Genomic DNA, 23,531 nt, shown 5'->3' with positions numbered 1-23,531 from the left:
GTGAGTGCGGTGGATCGGCGCGTCCGGTCCACCGCATTCCGGCACCGGGGACCGGGTACCCGCTCCCGGGTACCGGGCGCCTGATCCGGGGCACCTGATCCTGGGTACTTCGCCTCCTGGCACTTGATCCCGCGCACTGGGTACTTTCTTTTTCTGTCTTCCATTCACCTGTCCGCTGACCTTATGAAGATCTCGGCCGTCCGCGCGGACGTGGCGCGGCACGCGGCTCCCCTGCTGGTGATTCCCGTTCTGCAGGGCGATACGCAGGACGCGGCGTTCACCGCGCTGGACCATGCCATGAGCGGCCACCTCGCGGCGCTGCTGGCGCGCGGCGACGTGCGCGGCGCCTTTGGCGAAACCGTGGTCGTATTTCCCCCCGCGGGCACGGCCGCGGCCGAGCGCGTGCTGATGGTGGGCGTGGGCAGGGGCGCGGACCTCACCCCGGAGCGGCTGCGCCGCGCTGCGGGGAGCGCCGCCGAGCAGGCCGCCAAGTCCCGCGCCTCGTCCGTGGCGTTCGCCGTCCCCGCGTCCGCCGTGGCGTCCCGCGAGGCGGCGCGCGCGCTGGCCGAGGGGCTGGTGCTGGGCGCGTACGACTTCCGCGAGTGGAAGACCGAGGATCCCGCCGCTCCCGCCCGCGCGGCGCTGAGCGAGGCCGTCCTTCTTCTCCCCGAAGGCGCGGACGCGGCGGAATACGCGGAAGGCGCGCGCATCGGCGAGATCATCGCGCGCGGCGAGAACCTGGCGCGCACGCTGGGCAATCTCCCCGGCAACGTCGCGACGCCGACGTACTTGGCGCAGACGGCGGAGCGCATCGCGGCGGAGCAGGGGATGACGGTCACCATCCTGGGCCCGGAGGAGATGCGGGCCGAGCGGATGGACGCGCTGCTGGCCGTGGCCGCCGGCTCCGCGCAGGAGCCGCGGCTGATCGTGCTGGAGCACCGCGGCGGCGCGGAGGGCGAGAAGCCGCTGGTCATCGTGGGCAAGGGCCTCACCTTTGACGCCGGCGGCATCAGCATCAAGCCCGCGCAGGGGATGGAGGAGATGAAGTTCGACATGTGCGGCGGCGCCGGAACGCTGGGCGCCATGCAGGCCATCGCCGAACTCAACCTCCCCGTCAACGTGGTGGGCATCGTCCCCAGCAGCGAGAACCTGCTGGGCTCCAAGGCGATGAAGCCGGGCGACATCATCCGCGGGCGCGGCGGCAAGACCATCGAGGTCGTCAACACCGACGCGGAGGGGCGGCTGATTCTGGTGGATGCCATCAGCTACGCGGAAAAGTACGAACCGGCGGCCATGCTGGACGCGGCGACGCTGACCGGCGCCTGCGTGATCGCGCTGGGCCACGCCGCCACCGCGGTGCTGGGCAACGACCAGGCGCTGCTGGACGAGGTGATCGCCGCGGGGGAGCACACCGGCGAGCGCTGCTGGCCGCTGCCCATGTTTGACGACTACCGCGAGCAGATCAAGAGCGACTACGCGGACCTCAAGAACAGCGGCGGACGCCCGGCGGGAACGATTACCGCCGCGTGGTTCCTGCGCGAGTTCGTGGGCGACTGGCCGTGGGTGCACCTGGACGTGGCCGGCACGGCGTACGGCGAGGGCAAGCTCAGCTACCTGAGCAAGGGCTCCACCGGCGTCCCCACCCGCATCTTCGTACAGTGGGTGATGGGCCGCGCCGCCCGCCGGGAGACGCCGTCCCCCGCATGACGCCGCGCCTGTTCCGGCGGGGGATTCCCGCGCTGCTCTGCGCGTTCGCCGCGGTGCTGGTCGCCGCGGCGGAGCTTCGCGCGCAGGTGCCCGCCGCGCGCGACACGGTGCGCAAGGACAGCGCGCTCGTGGCCGATCCCAACGTGCGCGCCGACACGCTTCCGGACCGCCCCGCCGCGGACTCCGTCCCGGCGGACAGCACCCTGCCCGCGCCCGTCTTTCCGCTCCTTCCCGAGCCGCGCGAAACCGGCTTCGGGCCCGGAGTGTGGGTGTTCGGGCCGGTGGAGCTGGCGCGCTTTCACGGCCTGTCCATGCTGGACCTGCTGGACCGCATTCCCGGCATCGTCGTCACCCGCGAAGGAAGCCCCGGCCGTCCGGCGGGCGTGGCGGCCTTTGGCGGGGGCGGCGGGCGGCTGCGCGTGTTTCTGGATGGATGGGAGATGCCGGGGCTGAACGCCTCGTCTCCCGAACTGCAGCGCATTCCGCTGGTGGATGTGTCGGCCGTCCGCGTGTTCCGCGGGCTGGGCGAGATCCGCGTGGACATTCAGACGCTGCGGCTGACGGACCGGCGGCCGTACGCGCAGATTGAAGGTGGCGAGGGCGACTACGCCACGCGCATTCTGCGGGGCCTGTTTTCGCGCCCGCTGGGGCAGCGGATGGTGGCCACGGTGGGGGTGGACGTGGTGGAGACCGGCGGCTTCCGCCGGGCGGAGCCGTTCAGCGCCAACACGGGCTTCGGCCGGCTGAGCTACGCCTTTTCCGCCGACCGCGCGCTGGAACTGGAGTACCGCTCCACCGCGGTGGACGCGGAGCGCTCGTTCGCCTTCAACGGCACGCGGGCCACCCTTCCCACGGAAGCGTACGACCGCGGCGAGTTGATGCTGCGGGCGCGCGGACGCGTGCTGGGCGACGTGTGGGTGGACGGCGCGGTGGGCCGCAGCTGGCAGCGGCCGGGCGGGGGCGACACCATCACCCTGGAGCGCGAGGCGGTGCAGGCGTACGCCCGCGCCGTGGCCGACATTCCGCTGGGCCGGCTGGAAGGCGCCCTGCGCTACCGCGGCGTGGACGACGAGGGCTTCGCGGCGGGCGGGGCGGAAGCGTCGCTGCGCGCGGAACTCACGCCGGGGCGCGCCATCTCGGCCTGGGGCGAGGTTCGCGCGGGAAGCTGGGGCGGGTCCACGGGGGTGGAGCTGGAGGCCGCGGCGCGCACCGGGGCGTGGCGCGGCGTGTCCCTCTTCGGCCAGGCCGCCACGGGCACGCGCGCCATCCGCTACTGGCGCGACACCAGCGAGGTGGTGCAGAACCTGGGGAACGTGATCAATCCGTCCATCCCCGCGCTGGACACGGTGCCCATCGTGGACTTTCCCGACATCTTCCCCACGCTGGCGGCGGTGCGGGCGGGCGCGGAGTGGACGCGGGGCGCGGTGCAGGCGGGCGCCGCCTTCGTGGTGCACGACCTGGGTGGAACCGTGCCGTACGGCTTCTACTTCGACCGCGGGACGCAGCCGGCGGCGGGCACCACGGTGTCGGGGGTGGAGGCGTACGCGTCCGTCCCCCTCTTCTGGCGCCAGCTTCGGTTCGACGCGCACTACACGGACTTCTTTGCCGTGCCGGACCGGCCGTACACGCCGGCGCGCTTCGGCCGCGCGGCGCTGGAGTTTCACGGCGTGTACAAGGACGGCAACCTGGAGCCCACGCTGCGCGCGGAGCTGCTGGGGCGCGACCGGGCCGTGTCGCTGGACGCCACCACGGGCGCGCTGACGGCGCTGACGGAGCCGTACCTGATCGCCAACCTGTTCGTGCAGATCCGCGTGCTGGACGTGCGCGCCTTCTACCGCGCGGAAAACCTGCTGAACCGGCGGACCGCCGCGGACATCCCGGGGCTCACGCTCCCCGGCGCGCGCTCGCTCTTTGGCGTGCGCTGGTTCTTCCGCGACTGATCACGCGTGGGTGGATGGAAAAAAGGCGCGCGGCTCCGGCCGCGCGCCTTTTTGTTCTTCAACCCCCCCGATGAGGATCCGGAAGTTCGCGCCGGCACCGCCGGGTGTCGCGGATGGAAGTCTCCCGGCGCCCCCGGCGGACCCCTCCGCTGGATCGTCTGCTCGCCGGAGAGAGCCCGCGAATGAACGGTCTGCATCCGTATGAGCGCACCTTTTCGGTCGTGGAAACCAGGCGTGGTGCGCTCTTTCAACTCGTTTGTCCGGTGGCTGGAAATGGTTGGTAGTGGGGGTTGGGGATCCTGTACTCTCGATGGCGGCGCGGAACGAATGTTTTCCGCGGCCGCTTCTCCCTCCTCCTTGAAGGTTTCCATGCTGAACCGAAGGATCATCCTCACCGCGGGCACCGCCTGCGCCCTTCTCCTGGGAGCGTGCGCGGAGCATGCGCCCACCCTTCCCGCGGACCTGGCTCCCAGTGCTCCGGGCGCGTCAAACGCCAGCGAACTCCAGGACGTCGCCCGCGTGCTGGCGCTGGGGCTGGCGCGGCAGGACGCCCGCGTGGACGTGCGCGCGTCCATGCGGCGCTCGCGCCTGAACGAGCACAAGCTCGTGCTGCAGAGCTGGGCACGCACCCCCGAGGGCGAGCGCGTGATCGCCGCGGCCGCGCTCGCGGGGCGGACGGACGCGCAATCGCTGCTGCGCCGCATCGACGCGCTTCCCGTCACCGACTTCTACGCTCCCTTCCGCGAGCACCGCACCCGGTGGGCGGGAACCGGTTCGGTGATGGTCGCCGCCACGATGGACCCGGACGCTCCCGCGGTGACGGCGTACGCGTCGGATGGAACCTCCCGGCAGTTCCGCCTCGCCGACGGGGTGCCCGCCCAGCCCATGCTGATGCTGCACCCGGCGGAGCGGAAGGGCCTGCGTCCGCTGTACGCGGGCGCCTCTTCGGCGGACGTGATCCAGGACATGGAAGAGGCCGACGGGGTCACCGTGACCTATCAATCGGCCTGCGCCCCGGACGTGCTCATCTGCGAGCCCGGCGACGAAGAGGAGGATCCCTGCTTCTATGATCCTTCGCTCCCGCAGTGCCAGTACGTCCCCCCCACCCCTCCTTCCGGCATCTTCATGGAAGGATTCAATGTGACGGAGGACGGCGACACCGAGTGGGGTGACGAGGAGTACGAGTTCCGCGCGACGCTCCGCCATTCCACCCCTCCCGGTTCCAGCGATCCCTCGTACGTGGAAGACACGCACACGCTGCGGTACGAGGGAATCAACACAGGCGACAGCTTCGCCAAGTACTGGAACAAGTTCGACCAGATCTTCAGCCAGCGGATCACGGACTCCAGCCGCTGGCTCGTGATCCGGCTGTACGAATCGGACCCGTGGCCGAACACGGACGACGATTTCGGCCAGAACATCTGGTACTACAGCGACTTCGTGAACGGAAACGGGCTGGTGAACAAGGCGTGGACACAGCCGGTTGCGTGCGGCTACCAGCAGACCTGCGAGTCGGTGCGCGTTTCCGCGGACATCCGCGTCACTCCCTGGCCCTAGCCCTGGCGCGCGCCCGCCGTCCGGCGAAGGCGGCGCACATCGAGTGTGGACAGAACCCTCTCCCGCCACCGGCGGGAGAGGGTTCTCGTTTTCCGCCTGCGGCCGGGCCGCGGACCCGTCCGGGCCGCCGATGCAGGCGGACGTGGAGGCACGACGATGGAAAAACGGCGCGGATGCTGAATTCGGCCCCGCCGTCCGATGGATGGGGCCGACCGTTCCGTTGACTGGCGGCCGGTTACGGGGTAAAATTGCCGTCCCTCTTACGGCGGGCGCGATGATCCGGAGCATGACGGGGTTTGGGGAAGCGGCGCGGGAAACGGCGGCGGGAACGCTGCGCGTGGAAATCCGCACCGTGAACCACCGCCACCTGAGCGTAAACTTTCGTACGCCCCCTTCGCTGTCGAAGTGGGAGCCGCAGCTGCGCGAATGGCTGCGCGGCGAGCTTTCGCGCGGGCACGTGAACGGCTCGCTGCGGCTGGAGCCCGCCGGCGCTTCGGGCGCGGCGGCGTTCGGGCTTTCGCTGGATGAGGAGCGTGTCCGCGCCTACCTGGCGCTGTTCACCGACCTGCGCGAGCGCTTTGGCGTGGGCGGCGAGCCGGACCTCGCCTCGCTCCTGCGCTTTGGCGACGTCATCGTGCGCGACGACGACGGGGCGAAGGCGGAGCTGGACGTGGAGGAGCTGCGCGCTGTGGTGGAAGATGCCGCGCGCGCCACCGCCCGCATGCGCGAGGACGAGGGACGCCGCCTGGCGGACGACCTGGAAGGGCGCATCGCCGCCATCGAAACGGCGCTGAACGCCATCGCCGAGCTGGCCCCCGCGCGGCTGATCGCCGAGCGCGACCGGCTGCGGACGGCGATCGCCGAGCTGAGCGGCGGCGTGGCGGTGAACGAGGACCGGCTGGCGCAGGAGATCGCGCATCTGGCCGAGCGGTGGGACATCAACGAAGAGCTGGTGCGCTTCCGTTCGCACAACGAGCTGTTCCGCGAGCTGATGGCGGCCGAGGCGACGGAGCCGGTGGGCAAGCGCCTGTCCTTCCTCGTCCAGGAGATGCACCGCGAGGCGAACACCATCGGCTCCAAGGCCAACCACGCGGGGATCGCCCACCGCGTGATCGCCATCAAGGAAGAGGTGGAGCGCCTTCGCGAGCAGGTGGAGAACGTGGAGTGACGGTCCCCTCCGCTCCCTTTCCCCTGGTGCTCAGCGCTCCCAGCGGCGCGGGAAAGACGACCATCGCCGGCCGGCTGCGCGAGCGGCGCGCGGACGTCGTCTTCAGCGTCTCCGCCACAACGCGGTCTCCGCGCCCGGGCGAGCGCGACGGGGTGCACTACCATTTCGTCGACGTGGACGAGTTCCGGCGGATGATTGCCGGCGGCGAGCTGCTGGAGCACGCGGAGGTGCACGGCAACTTCTACGGCACCCCGCGCAGCGAACTGCGGCGGGCGCACGCGGCCGGGGCGTTTCTGCTGCTGGACATCGATGTGCAGGGAGCGGCGCAGGTGCGGGCCGCGGTGCCGGAAGCGGTGCTGGTCTTCATCCTCCCCCCCTCCGGACGCGTGCTGGTGCAGCGGCTGACGGGGCGGGGCAGCGAGGCGGACGAAGCAGTGCGCCGCCGCCTGCGGAATGCGCGGGACGAAATCGCCGAAGCGCCGCGGTTTGACCACGTGGTGCTGAACGACGAGCTGGACCACGCCGTGGCGGACGTGGAAGCCATCCTGGACGGGCGGGCGGGGGCCGTGCGCCCCCATCCGCCGCTGGATGGGCTGATCAACGCCATCGCGGCGGAGATCGAACGAAACCTGGGCTCGGACGCGGGCTGAGGCGCGGGATCACATCTGAGGAAGCGGGATTGATATGCGAGTGGTGACTCCGGGCCAGGCGGCCCGTCATACCGGAAGCAAGTACCTGGGCGTCCTGGTGGCGGCCAAGATGGCGCGCAACCTGAACGAGCTGCGCCGCAACGAGCTGCTCGAAGACCCCACGCTGGGCAATCCGGACGAGGTCCGCGAGAAGCTGACCACGATCGCCATCGAGCAGGTGCGCGACGGCAAGGCGGCGTACCACCTGATCCATCGCCGCCGTCCGGACGAACTCTAAACCCGCTCACCGGCGTGCCCGGACCGCGTTCTTCTCGGCGCCCCTTCACGGGGCGCCGCGTCGTCCTGGGCGTCACCGGCGGAATCGCCGCGTACAAGGCCATCACCGTGGCCCGCGAGCTCACGCTCGCGGGTGCGGAGGTGGACGTGGTGCTTTCCGCGGGGGCGCTCGAATTCGTGCGCCCTCTTTCGTTCGAGGCGCTCACGGGGCGCCCGGCGTACTCGTCGCTGTATCCCCAGGGCGATCCGCTCCTGCACATCCGCCTGGCCCGCGACGCGGACCTGGTGATCATTGCGCCCGCCACCGCCAACTTTCTGGCGCGGGCGGCCGCCGGCATGGCCGACGACCTGATGACCGCCGCGCTGCTTGCGACGGCGGCGCCCGTCGTCCTCGTTCCGGCGATGAACGACCGCATGTACGCCCACCCCGCCACGCAGGGCAACCTTGCGCGGCTGGCGGAATACGGGTATCGGGTCGCCGGTCCCGCCGTGGGCCCTCTCGCCTGGGGCGAGGGCGAAGGACCGGGGCGCATGCTGGAGCCGGAGCAGATCGTGGCCCACGCGGGGCGCGCGCTGGAAGGCCGCGGCGCGCTGGCGGGCCGCGTGGTCGTCGTCACCGCCGGGCCCACGCGCGAGCCGATCGACCCGGTGCGCTTCATCGGCAACCGCTCGTCGGGGCGCATGGGGTACGAGATCGCCGCCGCGGCGTGGCGGCGCGGCGCGCAGACGATTCTCATCGCCGGGCCGTCGCATCTTCCCGTCCCGGAAGGCGTGGAACTGCGCCGCGTAGAGACGGCGGAGCAGATGCGCGCCGCCGTCGCCGAGGCGCTGCCCGCCGCCGACACGCTGGTGATGTCCGCCGCGGTCGCGGACTTCCGCCCGGCCAACGCCGCGACGGACAAGATCAAGAAGGAAGCGGGCGGCGTTCCCCAGATCGTTCTGGAGCCCACGGCGGACGTGCTGCGCGCCACGCGCGACGTGCGCCCGGCGGGGTGCGTGGTCGTGGGCTTCGCGCTGGAAACGGCGGACGTGGTGGAGAACGGGCGCCGCAAGCTGCACGGCAAGGGGCTGGACCTGCTCGTGGTGAACGATGCGACGGAGCCGGGCGCCGGCTTCGAGGTGGAAACCAACCGCGTCGTCCTGCTTCAGCCCGATCTGCCGGATGAGGCGCTGCCGCTGATGAGCAAGGCGGAGGTTGCAGACCGCATTCTGGACCGTGTGGAATCGATCCTCACGGCGGAGCCCGGCGCGTGAACGATCCGCGCGATCTGCTCCGCTCGTGGTTCCGGCAGCGGCGGGAACTGGGTGATGAGGAACTGATCCTGGAGGCGCTCTCCCCCGATCAGCTGCGCGAACTGCTCTCCCCCGTCATCCCGCAGCGGATGGGGATGGAGGCAGCGCGGGCGGCCATGCAGCCGGGTCGATCCGCGTCGGAGCGGCCGGGCACGCGGGCGGAGCCGATGGCGGAGCGTCCGAGGCCGGCGTCCCCGGCCCGATCGGCCGCATCGCCTACATCGACCGTATCTACCGGGTCGACGGATACGCCGGTCATCGACAGGAACGCGCCGCCGGTGCCGGGCGTGGTGGAGACGCACCGGCGGGAGGGTGCGCCGGTGCCGGGGAGCACGCCGCATCCGCCTGCGCCCCGCGCGCCTGCCCGCTACGCCTCCGCGGAGGAGATTCGCGCGCTCCCCGTGCTGAGCGAGGTGCGCGACCTGGCGCTGGGGTGCCCGCGCTGCGAGCTGGCCAAGACGCGCAAGCACGTGGTGTTCGGCGAGGGCAGGGAAGACGCGGACGTGCTCGTCGTGGGCGAGGCGCCGGGGCAGGAGGAAGACCGCACCGGGCGGCCGTTCGTGGGCAAGGCGGGGCAGCTGCTGGATCTGCTGCTGCTTTCGTCCGGCTTTTCACGCGAGCAGGTGTACATCTGCAACGTGCTCAAGTGCCGCCCGCCGGCCAACCGGAATCCCAAGCCGGAAGAGGTGGACGCCTGCAGCCCCTACCTGCTGCGCCAGGTGGAACTGGTGCAGCCGCGGGTGATTCTGGCGTTCGGCAACTTCGCCGCGCAGACGCTGCTGGGCATCGACACGCCCATGGGCCGCATGCGGGGCGGCGCGCACCAGTACCGCGGCATTCCGCTCGTTCCCACCTACCACCCGGCCGCCTGCCTGCGCAGCCCGGCCTGGGTGCGCGCCGTCTGGGAAGACCTTCAGCGCGCGCGCGCTCTGCTGGACGCGGCCTGATCCGCGTCGCTCAAAAGCTCATACAATTCCGCCCCGCGCGGATTGCAAGACGATTCGCTCTTCAGCAGTACCAGGAGCCATGTCCACCATCCTCCCGTACGTCCCCAAGGTCGCGCCGCCTTCGGCGATGCCGTCGGCGTTCGCGGACCGCTCGCCCCCGTATTCCGCCGAGGCGGAACTGGCGGTCCTGGGCGGCATGCTGATCGACGCCGATGCGCTCACCAAGGCCATCGAGCAGGTCGACGACACCATGTTCTACCGCGAGGGAAACCGCCGCGCCTTCCGGGCGATGCAGCGGATCTTTGAGCGCGGCGACGTGGTGGATGCGCTGACGCTGGCGGAGGACCTGCGCAACCACGGCGACCTGGAGTCGGTGGGCGGCCTGCAGTTCATCGCCTCGGCGATGGACGCGGTGCCCACGGCGGCCAACATCGAGTACCACGCCCGCATCGTTCGCGAAAAGGCGCTGCTGCGCCGCCTGATCGAGGCGGCCACCACCATCATTCAGGACACGTACGACAATCCCGGCGAGGTCGACACCCTGCTGGACCAGGCGGAGCAGAAGATCTTTGAGGTCGCGCAGACCAACGACCGCAAGGGCTTCGTCTGGATCAAGGAGATCCTGTGGCCCACGTTTGAAAAGATCGAGGCGCTGCAGAACAACAACTCGTCCGTCACCGGCATTCCCACCGGCTTCGCCGACCTGGACGAGATGACCGCCGGCTTTCAGCCCAGCGACCTCATCATCGTCGCGGCCAGGCCGTCAATGGGAAAAACGGCGTTCACGCTTAATATCGCGCAGCACGCGGCGATTTCGGCCCAGAAGGCGGTCGCGTTCTTTTCGCTGGAAATGAGCAAGGAGTCGCTGGTGCAGCGCGTGCTCTGCGCCGAGGCCCGCGTGGACGCCGGCCGTCTGCGCCGCGGCCGCCTGGGCGACGACGAGTACGCGCGCCTGGCCACCGCGGCGGGGCACCTGAACACCGCGCCCATCTACATCGACGACACGGCCGGCATCTCGGTGCTGGAAATGCGCGCCAAGGCCCGGCGGCTCAAGGCGGACCGCCCAGACCTGTCGATGATCATCGTCGACTACCTGCAACTGATGGTGGGCGGCAAGGGCAACAAGACCGAAAACCGCCAGCAGGAAGTGTCGGAGATTTCCCGCGGGCTCAAGGCGCTCGCGAAGGAACTCGACGTTCCCGTGGTGGCGCTTTCGCAGCTGTCCCGCGCCGTGGAGTCGCGCCCCGACAAGCGCCCCATGATGAGCGACCTTCGAGAATGCGTCACGGGCGACACGCGCGTGGTGCTGGCGGACGGGCGCCGCGTCCCCATCCGCGACCTGGTGGGGACGACGCCGGAAGTGATCGCGGTGTCGGAAGATGGAAAGCTGCACCGCGCCGCGACGGACCTGGTGTGGAGCAAGGGCCCCAAGCCGGTGTTCACGGTCCAGCTCGCCAGCGGCCGGCGCATCCGCGCCACGGCGGAGCACCGTCTGCGCGGACCGGCCGGATGGGTGCATGTGCGCGACCTCGCCTCCGGCGACCGCCTCGCGCTCGCCCGTCAGCTTCCGGAGCCTTCGGACCCGGTTGTGTGGCCGGACTCGCGCGTGGGTCTGCTGGGCCATCTGGTAGGCGACGGCAGTTACCTGAGCGGCCAGCCGCTCCGCTATACCACCGCGTCGGAGGAGAACAGCGCGTACGTGGCTCGCGCGGCGGAGGCGGAGTTCGGCGCGACGGTCAACCGGCATGCCGGGCGCGGCAACTGGCACCAGCTCGTCATCAGCGGCAACGGAAACCGCTGGCATCCGGCGGGGGTGAACCGCTGGTTGCGCGAACTGGGGATCTTCAACCATCGGTCTCACCAGAAGTACCTGCCTGCGGACGTGTTCCGCTTCAGCAGCCGGCAGGTCGCGCTCCTTCTCCGACATCTGTGGGCGACGGATGGAAGCGTGCACGTCCGCACGTCCGGCGCGCGCGGATCGTCCAGCGTGTTCTTTGCCACGTGCAGCCGACTGCTTGCTGATGACGTGGCCGCGCTGCTGCTGCGCCTGGGAATCGTGGGGCGGATTCGCGAAGTCGCGCAGCCGAGTGGGCGCCCGATGTACAACGTCTATGTCTCCGGCGCCGTTGATCAGCGACGGTTTCTGGAGACTGTCGGCGGATTCGGGCCGCGGGCGGAACCGGTGGCTCGCCTCGCGGAGCGGCTGGCGGCCACGGAGGAAAACACCAATGTCGACACGCTCCCGCGGGAGGTGTTCGGCCGGGTGAAGGAGCGAATGGCGGAGCGGGGGATGTCGCAGCGCGCGATGGCTTCCGCGCGGGGCACGTCGTACGGCGGCACGTCGCATTTCCGCTTCGCCCCGTCCCGCGCGGTTGTGGCGGAATACGCGACGTTGCTGGATGACGAGCAACTGCACGCCTGGGCGGAGAGCGACCTGTTCTGGGACCGTGTTGTGAGCGTGGTGCCCGAAGGCGAGGAAGAAGTGTTCGACCTCACCGTTCCCGGCCCGTCGTGCTGGTTGGCCGACGGCATCGTGAGCCACAACTCCGGCGCCATCGAACAGGACGCGGACGTCATCATGTTCCTTTTCCGCCCGGAGTATTACTTCGGGCCCACGGACAAGGAGGGGAACAGCCTGGAGGGGCGCGCCGAGCTCATCATCGGCAAGCAGCGAAACGGCGCCACCGGCACCGTGAACCTGATGTTCCTCAAGGAGTTCACCCGCTTCGAAAGCTACTCCGGCCGCTCGGACGGTCCGCCGGAGTACTGAGCTGGGCGGCCGGGATGTACCGCATCCAGGCGCGGCCGTGGGCGGAGGTGGAGGCGCTGTTCCTCGCCATCCGCCCCGGCCCGCACCACTTCGCCGAGATGGCCGCCCTCGTCCGGCTCATCGCGGCGCGGTACGAGGGGCGGCTCTTCGCGTCGGCGTCGATGCACGCGCTCCTGATCGCGAACGTCGCCGAGTGGGATCCCGATCACGACGTGCTGCGGATCGATCTGGAGGGAGAGCGCATCCGTTTCGCGCATCACTCCATGCCCGGCCGGCCGCCGACGTGGGTGCGGCACGCGGAGGGGGATGCCCGGGCGGCGTTCGACCTGCTCGAACGGTTCGTGTCCGCGCACTGGCTGATCCACCTTCCATTCCGCCTGACCCCGGACTTTGAATCTCCTCTGGCCGGGGACGGTCCGCCGGAGTGCCGAGCGCGGGCCAGTCTGGAAAAGACAGGGTTCACACAGAGTCAACAGAGTCAACGGAGGTCTTCTCTGTTGACTCCGTTGACTCTGTGTGATTCCATTCCGTTCATCCGCTGATCGCGACGGGCGAGCAGCGCACGATTCGGTGTCCGTGGTGTACGGATCTCCGGACCCGTTTCCGGAGCAGACAGGGCGAATGGCCAAGACAAAGACTGCGTTCTTCTGCCGCGAATGCGGCAACGAGACGCCCAAGTGGCAGGGCCAGTGCCCCGCCTGCCGCGAGTGGAATTCGCTGGTGGAAGAGCCCGCCGCGCCGCGCCGGGCCAAGGCGTCCGCGTCGTCGATATCGTCCCTGCGTCTGGCCGCCTCAAACTCGCCCGCGCCCGTGCGGCTGCGCGACGTGCAGGGCGCGGAGGGACAGCGCTGGCCCACGGGGCTGGCCGAGTTCGACTTCGTCCTGGGCGGCGGCATCGTCCCCGGCTCGGTGGTGCTGGTGGGCGGCGAGCCCGGAATCGGCAAATCGACGATTCTGCTGCAGGTGGCCGCGCGGCTGGAAGGCTCCGGCCGCAGCACGCTGTACGTCTCCGGCGAAGAATCCGCGCATCAGGTAAAGCTGCGCGCCGACCGCATGGACGAGCCCGCCGGCGCCGTGACGCTGCTGGCGGAAACGGAACTGGATACTCTCCTCCTGCGCGCGGCGGAAGTGAACCCGCGAGTGCTGCTGGTGGACTCCATCCAGACCGTCTACACGCCGGAACTGGAAGGCGCGCCGGGCAACGTGGGCCAGGTGCGCGAGTGCGCCGCGCGTCTCCAGCGCTTTGCCAAGCAGACGGGAACGGCCGTGTTCCTGGTGGGCCACGTCACCAAGGGCGGCGGCATCGCGGGTCCCAAGACGCTGGAGCACATCGTGGATACGGTGCTCTACTTCGAGGCCGCGGGCGGGCTGGACCACCGCGTTCTGCGCGCCACCAAGAACCGCTTCGGCGGCGTGGACGAGATCGGTGTCTTCCGGATGACGGCGGGCGGGCTGGCCCCGGTCGCCAATCCCAGCGAACTGTTCCTGGGCGAGCGCTCCGACGCGGTCCCCGGCTCCGCCGTGGTGGCGACGATGGAGGGTACGCGCCCGCTCCTGGTAGAAGTGCAGGCGCTGGCGGCAAAGGCCGCGTATGGTGCCCCGCAGCGCGTCAGTTCGGGGATGGATCCCAAGCGGCTCGCCCTCCTTCTCGCCGTGCTGGAAAAGCGAGCCGGCCTTCCCTTCGGCCAGCTGGACGTGTTCCTGAACGTCGTGGGCGGGCTGCGGCTGGCGGAAACCGCGGGGGACGCCGCTGTCGCCGTGGCGCTCGCCTCCAGCGTGTTCGACCGCGCCGTGCCGGCCGACGTCGTCATCATCGGCGAACTGGGACTGGGCGGCGAGGTGCGCGCGGTGAGTCAGATGGAGCGCCGCCTGGCCGAAGCCGCGCGAATGGGCTTCCGCACCGCCTACCTGTCTCCCCGCGCCGTGCCGCAGAGCGTTCCCGCCGGCATCCGCGCCGTCCCCGCCGAAGACATCCGCGCCCTTGTCGACCACATCTTCGCCTGACATCCCCCGCGTTGCCGCCGTCATCGTCGCCGGCGGCAGCGGCCGTCGCTTCGGCGGGCCGGTGCGCAAGCAATACCTGTCCATCGGCGGGCAGCCGGTGCTGCTGCGCGCCATCCTTCCTTTTCTCCGCCATCCGCGCATCGAACGCGTCGTCGTCGTGCTCCCCGCGGAAGACGTGGAACCGCCTCCGGCGTGGCTGCAGGGGATGGGAATCGTCCTCGCCGCGGGCGGGGCGGAGCGGGGCGATTCCGTCCGCGCGGGACTCGCGCTCGTGGCGGATTGTGACCGGGTGCTGATCCACGACGGTGCGCGCCCGTTCATCGACCGCGACACCATCGACCGCGTGCTGGAGGCGGAGGGCGGCGCGATCGCGGCGGTGCCGGTGACGGATACCATCAAGCAGGTGGATGAATCCGGCGCCATCACCGGCACGCCGGACCGCGCGCGGCTCTGGCAGGCGCAGACGCCGCAGGGCTTTCCGTGCGCCGCCATCCTCCACGCCTATGATCGTGCCGCGGCGGACGGATTCGCCGCCACGGACGACGCGGCGCTGTTCGAGCGCTACGCCGGGCCGGTGCGGGTGGTCATGGGCTCGCCGCGAAATCTGAAGGTGACGCGCCCGGAGGACGTGGCGGTGGCGGAGGCGATCGCGGCGGAACTGGACCGCGGCTGACGGCTTGCGTACTGGTTGGACGATCGGCGGCGCAGTCTGTAGATTGCGCCGCTCGCCTTGCCGGTGCACCACGAACCGGGCGACAGCCACACCGGAGCCCATGTCAGACCTGACCCCCGCCCGCAACCCGGGACCGGAGATGTCCGAACAGGCCACGAGGTCCACGCCGCGGACCACCACGTTCAATCTCCTGTTTCTCTGCACCGGCAACACCTGCCGCTCGCCGCTGGCGGAGGGCATCGCCCGCCAGGCCGTGGCCGCGCGCGGATGGCGGCATGTGCGCGTGCAGTCCGCGGGCGTGTCCGCCGCGCCGGGCGGGGCCGCCTCTCCCGAGGGGGTGACCGTGGCCGCCCGCGCCGGGATTGACCTTTCCGGCCACCGCAGCCAGCCGCTGACCCCCGGGCTGGCCGAGTGGGCGGACCTGATCCTGGCGATGAGCCCGTCGCACCTGGTGGTGGTGGACCGCGTAGGCGCGGGGGAAAAGGCCGCCACGCTGGGCGACTTCGCTGCGGGCGGCGAGGGGCTGGGGCACGCCGTTCCGGATCCGTACGGCGGCCCGGAAGAGCTGTACCAGCAGACGTTTGACGAATTGAGCGCGCTGATCGACCAGGTGCTGGACCGGCTCGCGCCCATTCTGCATCCGTGACCACCGCCGCCACCCGCCTCTTCGCGATCCTGGGCGACCCCGTCGCCCACTCGCTTTCTCCCGTCTTTCAGAACGCCGCGTTCCGCCACCTGGGGCTGGATGCCGTGTACGTGGCGCTCCGCTGCGCCCCGGCGCAGGTCGCCGGGCTCATGCGCGGAATCGCGCTGGCGGGCGGCGGCGGCAACGTCACCGTTCCCCACAAGGCGGTGGCCGCGTCCGCGGTGGACCTCCCCTCTCCCGCCGTCACCCGCACCGGCGCCTGCAACTGCTACTGGGCGGTGGACGGGCGCGTGCACGGCGACAACACCGACGTGGACGGCGCGCGCGGCGCGGTGCAGTCGCTCCTGGGCGGCGAGCCGGCGGGCGCGTCCGTGCTCCTGCTGGGGGCCGGCGGCGCGGCGAGCGCGGCGGTGTGCGCGCTGGCAGACGCGGGCGTGTCGCGCATCGCCATCGCCAACCGCACGCTGGATCGCGCGCGTGCGCTGGCGGACCGGTTCCGCGCCCCCGGGCTGCGGATCGACGTGGCCGCCTCCGCACAGGAACTGCGTGGCGACCGCTTCGATCTGGCCATCAACAGCACGTCGCTGGGGCTCAAGGCCGGAGACGCGCCGGCGCTGGACCCCGCGGAGGCGGAGGGGTGGATCGGTGCGGCGCTGGACATGGTCTACGCGCCGGGGGAAACCGCGTGGACGCGCGAGATGCGGGCGCACGGCGTCCCGGCCGCGGACGGAAGCGAGATGCTGGTCCGCCAGGGCGCGGCCGCCTTTCGCCGCTGGTTTCAGATGGATGCGCCGCTGGATGAAATGCGCGCCGCCCTCTCTCTTCCCGCCTCGTAAGTCTCCCCCTCGGCATCTCCACGCCCCGCATCTCCGCATGGGTCCGATGTGGATGGCCGAAAACATTTTGCGGCGATCCGGGTCTAATGACCGATGCCGCAACGCTGACCCGCGCCCATTTTCGGGCGCGGGCACGACAGGCAGTTCACCCGATCCATTTGAAGCCGATGACGAACTCGCTTCTTGCCCGCTTTCCCGCCGCCGTCGCGTTGGTTCTGGCCGGCACCGCGTGCACGCCGTCCGCTCCTGTCGCGGTCCCCGCGGGTGAGCCGTACGTGCGCGGTACCGTGGAATCCGTCCGCATGACCGATCGTGGGCTGAACATCATGGTGCGCGACAACGGCGGCGGGTGCGGATTGAACGGCACCGCCAATTCCGCCACACAGTACCTGCGCCGCTCCTCCGGCGGCGGTGTGACGGCCGCACGCGCGGTGGACGTGCAGACGGGCGCGACCGTGGCGGCATACGTGACGGGCCCGCAGACGCGCTCGTGCCCGCCGATGGCCCGCATTTCGGCCCTGATCATCGAAGACGCCACTTCCGCCGGGACGACAGCCCAGCGGTAATCACCATCACGCATTCCGTCAGCACTGTGCAGATCACGACACCGGCATCCGCCGCCTTTCCGTTGGTGGATGCTGACCTTTCCGCGCGGCTGGAACGGGCGGAGGCGCGGGCGAACGCGGGGTTTGTCGATGCCCGCGCCCGCCTGCAGCCGGAGAGCGGTGCCGCGTGGATCGACGTCGCCGGCACTTGGGCGATGTTCGACGGCGTAGGCTCGCCGCTGACGCAGACCTTCGGGCTGGGGATGTCAGGCCCGGTGAGCGAAGACGATTTCCGCCGGCTGGAGGCGTTCTTCGCTGAGCGCGGCGCGGAGGTGTTCCACGAGGTCAGCCCGCTCGCCGATCCCGGCCTGCTGGAGCAGTTGAACGGCCGCGGGTACCGGCCGATCGAGTTCACCAGCATCCTTTTCCGCCCGTCACGGCTCCCGGATCGCTCCGCGGACATCCCGGCCGGAGTGCACGTCCGCCGCATCGCCGTGGAAGAAGCGGATGAGTGGGCGCGGGTCTCGGCACAGGGGTGGAGCAGCGAGGGTGAGGGGATCGCCGAGTTCATCCAGAGCTTCGGGCGGGTGAGCGCGCCCGCGGCGGGAACAGAGTGCTTTCTGGCGGAGGTGGATGGACAGCCCGCCGCCGCGGGTGCGCTGATCCTGGCGGACGGGGTCGCGCTGCTGGCTGGCGCCAGCACGGTTCCCGCCATGCGCAGGCGAGGCGCCCAGCACGCGCTGCTGCAGGCTCGCCTCCGCTTCGCGGCGGAATCCGGATGCCCGCTGGCCATGATGGGCGCGCACCCGGGGAGCGCGTCGCAGCGCAACGCTGAGCGCGAGGGATTCCGCATCGCCTACACGCGGATCAAGTGGCAGGGGCAGACGTCCGCACCCCAGGGCTGACCGGCTCCGCGTAGGTCATTCGTCCGGTGTCGCGAAGCGTGGATTCCGCTCATCGTTCGTGTCGAAGCTCTGATGACATCGTGATCATCGGATTACGCCACGTCCCGACCAGGCCCACATGCCTCGCGCCATCCCTCTGATCCGCTCCGCGATGGTTCTCGCGCTCACCGCGCTCCCGGCATGCGCGGCCATTCAGCCGGATCTCATGCCTGTTCCCGCGGAGCTGGCGGACGCGCCCGCTTGGCGGGTGCACACGCGCCGGGGGCTGCTCCATCCGCTCCGCGTACAGTGGGGTCCGTTTTCCGCCGATACCGTGAACCTCCGCGACACCCGGCAGCGCGGCGGCGTTCTGGACATCGTGGGCGGCAAGCGTGAGTTCCAGCAGGAATTTTCGTTCGTCATCCGCGATACGCTGCATGCCGTACGATGGACTGCGCGATGCGACGGCCGTGATCGCGAGCGCGGCGTGACCCTCGGCAGCGTGGACGTGGAACTGGGGTCGGGGATGTCGCTGGATTGCGACCTGCGCCCCGGCGCGGACTCGGCGGGCCAGTGGAAGCTGCAGCTGTCCGGGCGCAACGGAAGCATGCCCGGCGGCACCATCCATCGCGCCGATGTGCGCTACGAGATCACGGGCGAGGCGTATCCCGGCGACGACGAGACGGGATGGCCGCTGGGCTACCTTCTGAGTCGCGACGGCGTGCCCGTGGCGGTGGTGGATCGCACCCATCCCGGCAGCGTCCGCATGAGCCCGGCGCTTCCGGCTGATGACCGCGCGCTGCTCGCCGCCGCCGCGACCGCGCTTCTCCTGCAGCAGCGCCTGATCACCGACGATTGATTTGCGGCGGATGGCGGGTTCCGGATGATTCGCCGAATCGAAGCAGGAGTGCATGACGACGGGCCGCCGCGAGATTCGCGGCGGCCCGTCTCGCTTTCTGGAGGATGTGCGTCGCGGCGTGCGCGCCGTCTGCGCCACATCGCGGACCAGTTTGCGGGCGGCGCTTCCGGACATCCGGCGGATCGGCTTTCTTTCCGGCGTTCAGGCTGTCCACCCCGGACCCGGAAAGCTGTTCCGTGAACGTCATCCGCGATCTGATTTCCGGTGCGTGGACCGGCGCGCTGGACCTGGTGTTCGCCCCCATCTGCGTGGCCTGCCGGGAGCCGGTTTCCACGACGGAGCCCGAACGCATCGTCTGCCGCGTGTGCTGGACGCGCTGCCGCCCGCTTCCCGCGCCGCGCTGCGACCGGTGCTGGGGGCCCGTTCCCGCGCGGGAAGACCCGCGTCCCAAGTGCCGCACGTGCGGCGAATGGCCCGCCGCCGTGCGCTCCATCCGGTCCGCGTTCGTCATGGGGACGGAGCCGCGTGCGCTGGTGCACGCCCTGAAGTACGGGGGATGGCGCGCCGCCGCGGAGCCCATGTCGGCGCGCATGGCCGCCATGACCTGGCCGCGCGACGTGGACGACGAGGCGCGGCTCGTGGTCGCCGTTCCCACCAGCCGCTCCCGGCTGCGGGAGCGCGGCTACAACCAGGCCGTCCTGCTCGCGGATGGTTTCGCGCGGCGAACGGGGCGCGCCTCCGCGCCCGGTCTGCTCGTGCGCACGCGCGCCTCCGCCACCCAAACGGCCTTGCATCCGGGCGAACGCAAGGCTAACGTAGCGCGCGCTTTTACCGCCCCCGCCGCGGGTGCCGGGGAGCTGCGCGGCGAGCACGTGATCCTGGTGGACGACGTATGGACCACGGGCGCCACCGCGCTGGCCTGCTCCCAGGCGCTGCTGGAGGCCGGGGCGCGCGTGGTGAGTGTCGCGACCTTTGCGCGCGTCATTCCGGAACTGGAGCGCTGAGGCCCGCGCGGCCCGGCGCTCCATGCCTTTTCACCGATCCTCACGAGCGGAACAATGCCCATTCGCGTCGCCATCAACGGCTTCGGCCGCATCGGCCGTAACGTCCTTCGCGCGGCCAAGAAGGCGGGGGCCACCGATATCGACTTCGTGGCCGTCAACGACCTCACCGACACGAAGACGCTCGCGCACCTGCTGCGCTACGACTCGGTTCACGGCGCCTACCCCGGCACGGTGGAAGCGCGCGAACAGTCGCTGCTGGTGGATGGCGACGAGATCCGGGTGTTCGCCGAAAAGGATCCCGCCGCGCTCCCCTGGGGCGACTTGGGCGTGGACATCGTCATCGAGTCCACCGGCCGCTTCACCAACCGCGAAGACGCCGCCAAGCACCTGCAGGCCGGGGCCAAGAAGGTCATCATCTCCGCACCCGCCAAGAACGAGGACGTCACCATCGTCCTGGGCGTCAACGAGGACAAGTACGACCCGGCCAATCACCACGTGGTCAGCAACGCCAGCTGCACCACCAACTGCCTGGCGCCCGTGGTCAAGGTGCTGCTGGACGAGTTCGGGTTCAAGCGCGGAGTGATGACCACCATCCACTCCTACACCAACGACCAGAACATCCTGGACCTGCCGCACAAGGACCTGCGCCGGGCCCGCGCCGCCGCGCTCTCCATGATCCCCACCACCACGGGCGCCGCCAAGGCCACCAGCCTGGTGCTTCCCGAGGTCAAGGGGCTCATCGACGGCATCTCGGTGCGCGTTCCCACCCCGGACGTTTCGGTGGTGGACCTTACGGCCGAGCTGGGCCGCGACGTCACCGCGCAGGAAGTGAACGACGCGCTCCGCGCCGCCGCCGAGGGCCGCATGAAGGGCGTGCTGGCGTACGAGGAGCAGGAGCTGGTTTCCGTGGACTTCATCGGCAACCCGGCGTCGTCCATCATCGACGCGCCGTGCACCAGCGTCACCGCCGGCCTGGTCAAGGTGGTGACCTGGTACGACAACGAGTGGGGCTACAGCAACCGCTGCGTGGACCTGGCCCGCTACATGGGCGAGCGCCTGTGAGCGTGCGCAAGCGCACCATCGCCGACCTGCGCGACGACGAGCTGCGGGGCCGCCGCGTCGTCGTGCGGGTCGATTACAACGTTCCCATCGAGGATGGGCGGATCACCGACGACACCCGCATCACCAGCACGCTCCCCACGCTGAACGCGCTGCTGCAGCGCGGCGCGTCGCTGGTGCTGCTGGCGCATTTCGGCCGCCCCAAGGGGAAGCCGGTGCCGGAGATGTCGCTGCGCCCGGTGGCGGCCCGCCTGGCCGAACTGCTGGAAGGGCACTCCGTCCGCTTCGTGGAAGACACCGTGGGCCGCGAGGCCCACGGTGCCGCCTCCATGCTGCAGCCGGGCGAGGTGATTCTGCTGGAGAACACCCGCTTCCTCCCGGGCGAGGAAAAGAACGACGGACCACTCGCGGAGCAGCTGGCCGCGCTGGGTGACGTGTTCGTCAACGACGCGTTCGGGGCGGCGCACCGGGCGCACTCCTCCACCGCGGGGATCGCGACGATCATGCGCGGGCAGGGCAAGCCGGCGGTGGCGGGGCTTCTGATGGACCGCGAGCTGGAGTACCTGGGCCGTGCGCTGGCGTCCCCGGCGCGCCCGTTCGTCGCCATCCTGGGTGGCAGCAAGATTTCCGGAAAAATCGACGTCATCCGCAGCCTGCTTCCCAAGACCGATCACCTGCTGATCGGCGGGGCGATGGCCAACACCTTCTTCCGCTCCATGGGGCTCGCCACGGGCACCTCGCTGGTGGAAGACGACCGGGTGGAGATGGCGCGCGAACTCCTGGCGCAGGCCGGGGACAAGCTGGTGATTCCGGTGGATGCCGTCGTGGCGCCCCGGCTCGAGGCGGGGCAGACCACCACCGTCGTGGCGCGCGAGGAAATCCAGGCGGACCAGTCGGTGCTCGACATCGGGCCGCGCACCGTGGAGGAGTTCCGCCGCGTGCTCGGCACCGCCGGAACCGTGTTGTGGAACGGGCCGATGGGCGTGTTCGAGATCGCGGAGTTCGCCGCCGGCACGCGCGGGGTGGCCGAGGCCGTCGCTGACGCCACGGACCGCGGTGCCACCACCATCATCGGCGGGGGCGACTCCGCCGCGGCGGTGGCGGACATGGGGCTGGAGTCGCGCATGTCGCACGTTTCCACCGGCGGCGGCGCCTCGCTGGAGTTCCTGGAGGGCCGCGAGCTTCCGGGCGTGTCGGTCCTGTCGGAGGCCGAGTGACGGTGACCCGCACGCGCATCCTGGCCGGCAACTGGAAGATGAACCACGGGCCGTCGCAGGCGGCCCGCTTCTTCGCCGATTTCCTGCCCCTCGTGGAGCCGGCGGACGGCCGGAGCGTCGTCTTCTTTCCCCCCGCGGTGTCGTTTGCCGCGGCGCGCGAGGCGGTGCAGGGGCGGCCGGACGTGCGCCTGGGCGTGCAGAATGTGCACTGGGAGGCGGGCGGCGCCTTTACGGGCGAGCTTTCCGTTTCCATGGCGGCGGACGCCGGCGCGGAACTCGTGCTGGTGGGCCACAGCGAGCGCCGCCACGTCTTCGGCGAGACGATCGACGAAACGGTGAGAAAGACCGTCGCCGTGCTGGAGGGCGGGCTGGATCCCGTCCTCTGCGTCGGCGAAACCATCGACGAGCGCCGCGCGGACCGGGCCGAGGCCGTCGTCGTCGAGCAGCTCGGGCCCGTTCTGGCCGCGGTGCCGGTGGAGCACCTGGCGCGGCTGGTGATCGCGTACGAGCCGGTGTGGGCCATCGGCACCGGCGTAACAGCGACGCCCGCGGACGCGGCCGCCATGCACGCGGCCGTCCGGCGCACGCTGGAAGAGGTGTACGGCGCCGGCGCGGCCGGGCAGGTGCCGGTTCTGTACGGCGGCAGCGTCAAGCCCGAAAACGCGGCGGAACTGATGTCGCAGCCCGGCGTGGACGGCGTGCTGGTGGGGGGCGCGAGCCTCGACCCGGCCGGGTTTGCCGCCATCGTACGGGCGGCGGGTTGACACCGGGCGAGTTCCGTCTAACTTTCGTCGTTTCCTCGCAGAATTTCTTCGCCAGTCTTCCGGGCCTTCCGTGTTCACGTTTCTGCTGATCCTGCTGATCCTCGACGCGCTGATCCTCATCCCCGTGGTGCTCCTGCAGTCGGGGAAGGGCGGCGGGCTGGCCGCGATGGGCGGTGGCGCGGGCACCGATTCGCTGATGGGCGGACGGCATGCCACCACGCTCCTCACCAAGATGAGCTGGTGGTGCGGCGGCCTCTTTCTGGCCCTGGCGCTCACACTCAGCATGCTGTCGTCGCGGCCGCAGGGCGCGTCGTCCATCCTGCAGCGCGAACTGCAGAAGGGCGGCACCACCACGCCCGCTCCGGCTCCCGCGCTTCCGGGCGCGCAGTCTCCGCTCGGCGCACCGGCCACCGGAAACGCGCCCGGCGCGGCGTCCGCTCCGGTAACGGGTACGGCTCCGGCTCCCGCGGCGGGAACCGCTCCGGTGACGGCTCCGGCCGGACCGGCGTCGGCGACCGGTACGACGCCCGCTCCCGCGACGGGCACCGCGCCCGCTCCGGCTCCGGCGACGACGCCCTGATCGTTCTTTTCGTCGCGTGAACGGCCCCCTTCCGGTTTCCGGAAGGGGGCCGTTCTGCGTTGTGTGCCCGGCATGGGCTGGAGCTTGGAGGTGAAAGTCCTCTGGGGAGTTGGTCATAGCGACCCGAGCGAATGGCAAGGTGCTGAGCCGCG

At 70.7% G+C, this 23,531-nt stretch carries 22 protein-coding genes; all 22 read left to right on the top strand.

From position 1 onward, the window contains the following. The first annotated feature begins 183 nt into the window (after positions 1-183). The 22 genes from HNQ61_RS22645 (at position 184) to secG (ending at position 23,379) form a co-directional block, all read left to right on the top strand. A complete protein-coding gene (locus HNQ61_RS22645; RefSeq protein ID WP_170040012.1) occupies positions 184-1,707 on the top strand; it encodes a leucyl aminopeptidase in 1,524 nt (507 codons plus the stop codon). Continuing rightward, positions 1,704-3,647, top strand: a complete 1,944-nt coding sequence (locus HNQ61_RS22640) for a TonB-dependent receptor plug domain-containing protein (protein WP_183685810.1) — start codon at positions 1,704-1,706, stop codon at positions 3,645-3,647. Before HNQ61_RS22645 ends, HNQ61_RS22640 begins: the two co-directional genes overlap by 4 nt. A gap of 369 nt (positions 3,648-4,016) precedes the next feature. Next, positions 4,017-5,204 carry a hypothetical protein gene (locus tag HNQ61_RS22635; RefSeq protein ID WP_170040008.1) on the top strand — a complete coding sequence of 396 codons (1,188 nt, stop codon included), beginning with the start codon at positions 4,017-4,019 and terminating at the stop codon, positions 5,202-5,204. Positions 5,205-5,490: 286 nt separating this feature from the next. Further along, the gene (locus HNQ61_RS22630; protein ID WP_170040006.1) at positions 5,491-6,372 is read left to right on the top strand and encodes a YicC/YloC family endoribonuclease; all 882 of its coding nucleotides are present in this window, start codon (positions 5,491-5,493) and stop codon (positions 6,370-6,372) included. Beyond that, on the top strand, positions 6,369-7,022 hold the full coding sequence (gene gmk, locus HNQ61_RS22625; RefSeq protein ID WP_205762225.1) for a guanylate kinase: 654 nt from the start codon (positions 6,369-6,371) through the stop codon (positions 7,020-7,022). Before HNQ61_RS22630 ends, gmk begins: the two co-directional genes overlap by 4 nt. Before the next feature lie 34 nt (positions 7,023-7,056). Continuing rightward, positions 7,057-7,299: a DNA-directed RNA polymerase subunit omega gene (gene rpoZ / locus HNQ61_RS22620; RefSeq protein ID WP_170040004.1), complete on the top strand. Its 243-nt coding sequence runs from the start codon at positions 7,057-7,059 to the stop codon at positions 7,297-7,299. A 14-nt stretch (positions 7,300-7,313) separates the two neighbouring features. Continuing rightward, positions 7,314-8,552, top strand: coding sequence for a bifunctional phosphopantothenoylcysteine decarboxylase/phosphopantothenate--cysteine ligase CoaBC (gene coaBC, locus HNQ61_RS22615; protein ID WP_170040002.1), 1,239 nt, complete (start codon positions 7,314-7,316; stop codon positions 8,550-8,552). After that, positions 8,549-9,538 (top strand): uracil-DNA glycosylase family protein, encoded by a 990-nt coding sequence (locus HNQ61_RS22610; RefSeq protein ID WP_205762222.1) that lies wholly within the window; start codon positions 8,549-8,551, stop codon positions 9,536-9,538. Before coaBC ends, HNQ61_RS22610 begins: the two co-directional genes overlap by 4 nt. A gap of 79 nt (positions 9,539-9,617) precedes the next feature. Next, entirely contained in the window at positions 9,618-12,308 is a 2,691-nt protein-coding gene (locus HNQ61_RS22605; protein ID WP_205762220.1) for a replicative DNA helicase, read from the top strand. A gap of 14 nt (positions 12,309-12,322) precedes the next feature. Beyond that, complete coding sequence (locus tag HNQ61_RS22600) at positions 12,323-12,850, top strand: hypothetical protein (RefSeq protein ID WP_170040000.1); 528 nt, start codon at positions 12,323-12,325, stop codon at positions 12,848-12,850. 79 nt (positions 12,851-12,929) lie between these two features. After that, positions 12,930-14,312 carry a DNA repair protein RadA gene (gene radA / locus HNQ61_RS22595; RefSeq protein ID WP_170039998.1) on the top strand — a complete coding sequence of 461 codons (1,383 nt, stop codon included), beginning with the start codon at positions 12,930-12,932 and terminating at the stop codon, positions 14,310-14,312. After that, positions 14,290-14,985: a 2-C-methyl-D-erythritol 4-phosphate cytidylyltransferase gene (ispD, locus tag HNQ61_RS22590; protein ID WP_205762218.1), complete on the top strand. Its 696-nt coding sequence runs from the start codon at positions 14,290-14,292 to the stop codon at positions 14,983-14,985. The genes radA and ispD overlap by 23 nt, the downstream gene beginning before the upstream one ends. A 100-nt stretch (positions 14,986-15,085) precedes the next feature. Then, entirely contained in the window at positions 15,086-15,631 is a 546-nt protein-coding gene (locus tag HNQ61_RS22585; RefSeq protein WP_170039996.1) for a low molecular weight protein arginine phosphatase, read from the top strand. Then, entirely contained in the window at positions 15,628-16,467 is an 840-nt protein-coding gene (gene aroE / locus HNQ61_RS22580; protein ID WP_170039994.1) for a shikimate dehydrogenase, read from the top strand. Before HNQ61_RS22585 ends, aroE begins: the two co-directional genes overlap by 4 nt. A 167-nt stretch (positions 16,468-16,634) precedes the next feature. Then, positions 16,635-17,033: a hypothetical protein gene (locus tag HNQ61_RS22575; RefSeq protein WP_170039992.1), complete on the top strand. Its 399-nt coding sequence runs from the start codon at positions 16,635-16,637 to the stop codon at positions 17,031-17,033. A gap of 65 nt (positions 17,034-17,098) precedes the next feature. Beyond that, positions 17,099-17,917, top strand: coding sequence for a GNAT family N-acetyltransferase (locus HNQ61_RS22570; RefSeq protein WP_205762216.1), 819 nt, complete (start codon positions 17,099-17,101; stop codon positions 17,915-17,917). 205 nt (positions 17,918-18,122) lie between these two features. Beyond that, entirely contained in the window at positions 18,123-18,755 is a 633-nt protein-coding gene (locus HNQ61_RS22565; protein ID WP_170039990.1) for a hypothetical protein, read from the top strand. Between the two features lie 236 nt (positions 18,756-18,991). Then, on the top strand, positions 18,992-19,759 hold the full coding sequence (locus tag HNQ61_RS29710) for a phosphoribosyltransferase family protein (RefSeq protein WP_170039988.1): 768 nt from the start codon (positions 18,992-18,994) through the stop codon (positions 19,757-19,759). A 54-nt stretch (positions 19,760-19,813) separates the two neighbouring features. Beyond that, positions 19,814-20,821 (top strand): type I glyceraldehyde-3-phosphate dehydrogenase, encoded by a 1,008-nt coding sequence (gene gap, locus HNQ61_RS22555; RefSeq protein ID WP_170039986.1) that lies wholly within the window; start codon positions 19,814-19,816, stop codon positions 20,819-20,821. A 2-nt stretch (positions 20,822-20,823) separates the two neighbouring features. Beyond that, entirely contained in the window at positions 20,824-22,035 is a 1,212-nt protein-coding gene (locus HNQ61_RS22550; RefSeq protein ID WP_170040511.1) for a phosphoglycerate kinase, read from the top strand. After that, entirely contained in the window at positions 22,032-22,799 is a 768-nt protein-coding gene (gene tpiA / locus HNQ61_RS22545) for a triose-phosphate isomerase (RefSeq protein ID WP_205762214.1), read from the top strand. The genes HNQ61_RS22550 and tpiA overlap by 4 nt, the downstream gene beginning before the upstream one ends. Positions 22,800-22,869: 70 nt before the next feature. Continuing rightward, positions 22,870-23,379 (top strand): preprotein translocase subunit SecG, encoded by a 510-nt coding sequence (gene secG, locus HNQ61_RS22540; protein WP_170039984.1) that lies wholly within the window; start codon positions 22,870-22,872, stop codon positions 23,377-23,379. The last annotated feature ends 152 nt before the right edge of the window (positions 23,380-23,531 follow it).

Source organism: Longimicrobium terrae, from assembly GCF_014202995.1.
In the GTDB taxonomy this organism is placed as follows: Bacteria; Gemmatimonadota; Gemmatimonadetes; order Longimicrobiales; family Longimicrobiaceae; genus Longimicrobium; species Longimicrobium terrae.
The sequence above is the reverse complement of the archived record's forward strand: the minus strand, read 5'-3'. Positions and strand labels throughout refer to the sequence as shown.

Excerpts from the sequence above, each read along its gene's own strand:
- HNQ61_RS22645 (WP_170040012.1), top strand. The coding sequence starts at position 184 with ATGAAGATCTCGGCCGTCCGCGCGGACGTGGCGCGGCACGCGGCTCCC.
- HNQ61_RS22640 (WP_183685810.1), top strand. The coding sequence starts at position 1,704 with ATGACGCCGCGCCTGTTCCGGCGGGGGATTCCCGCGCTGCTCTGCGCG.
- HNQ61_RS22635 (WP_170040008.1), top strand. The coding sequence starts at position 4,017 with ATGCTGAACCGAAGGATCATCCTCACCGCGGGCACCGCCTGCGCCCTT.
- HNQ61_RS22630 (WP_170040006.1), top strand. The coding sequence starts at position 5,491 with ATGACGGGGTTTGGGGAAGCGGCGCGGGAAACGGCGGCGGGAACGCTG.
- rpoZ (WP_170040004.1), top strand. The coding sequence starts at position 7,057 with ATGCGAGTGGTGACTCCGGGCCAGGCGGCCCGTCATACCGGAAGCAAG.
- HNQ61_RS22605 (WP_205762220.1), top strand. The coding sequence starts at position 9,618 with ATGTCCACCATCCTCCCGTACGTCCCCAAGGTCGCGCCGCCTTCGGCG.
- HNQ61_RS22600 (WP_170040000.1), top strand. The coding sequence starts at position 12,323 with ATGTACCGCATCCAGGCGCGGCCGTGGGCGGAGGTGGAGGCGCTGTTC.
- radA (WP_170039998.1), top strand. The coding sequence starts at position 12,930 with ATGGCCAAGACAAAGACTGCGTTCTTCTGCCGCGAATGCGGCAACGAG.
- HNQ61_RS22585 (WP_170039996.1), top strand. The coding sequence starts at position 15,086 with ATGTCAGACCTGACCCCCGCCCGCAACCCGGGACCGGAGATGTCCGAA.
- HNQ61_RS22575 (WP_170039992.1), top strand. The coding sequence starts at position 16,635 with ATGACGAACTCGCTTCTTGCCCGCTTTCCCGCCGCCGTCGCGTTGGTT.
- HNQ61_RS22565 (WP_170039990.1), top strand. The coding sequence starts at position 18,123 with ATGCCTGTTCCCGCGGAGCTGGCGGACGCGCCCGCTTGGCGGGTGCAC.
- gap (WP_170039986.1), top strand. The coding sequence starts at position 19,814 with ATGCCCATTCGCGTCGCCATCAACGGCTTCGGCCGCATCGGCCGTAAC.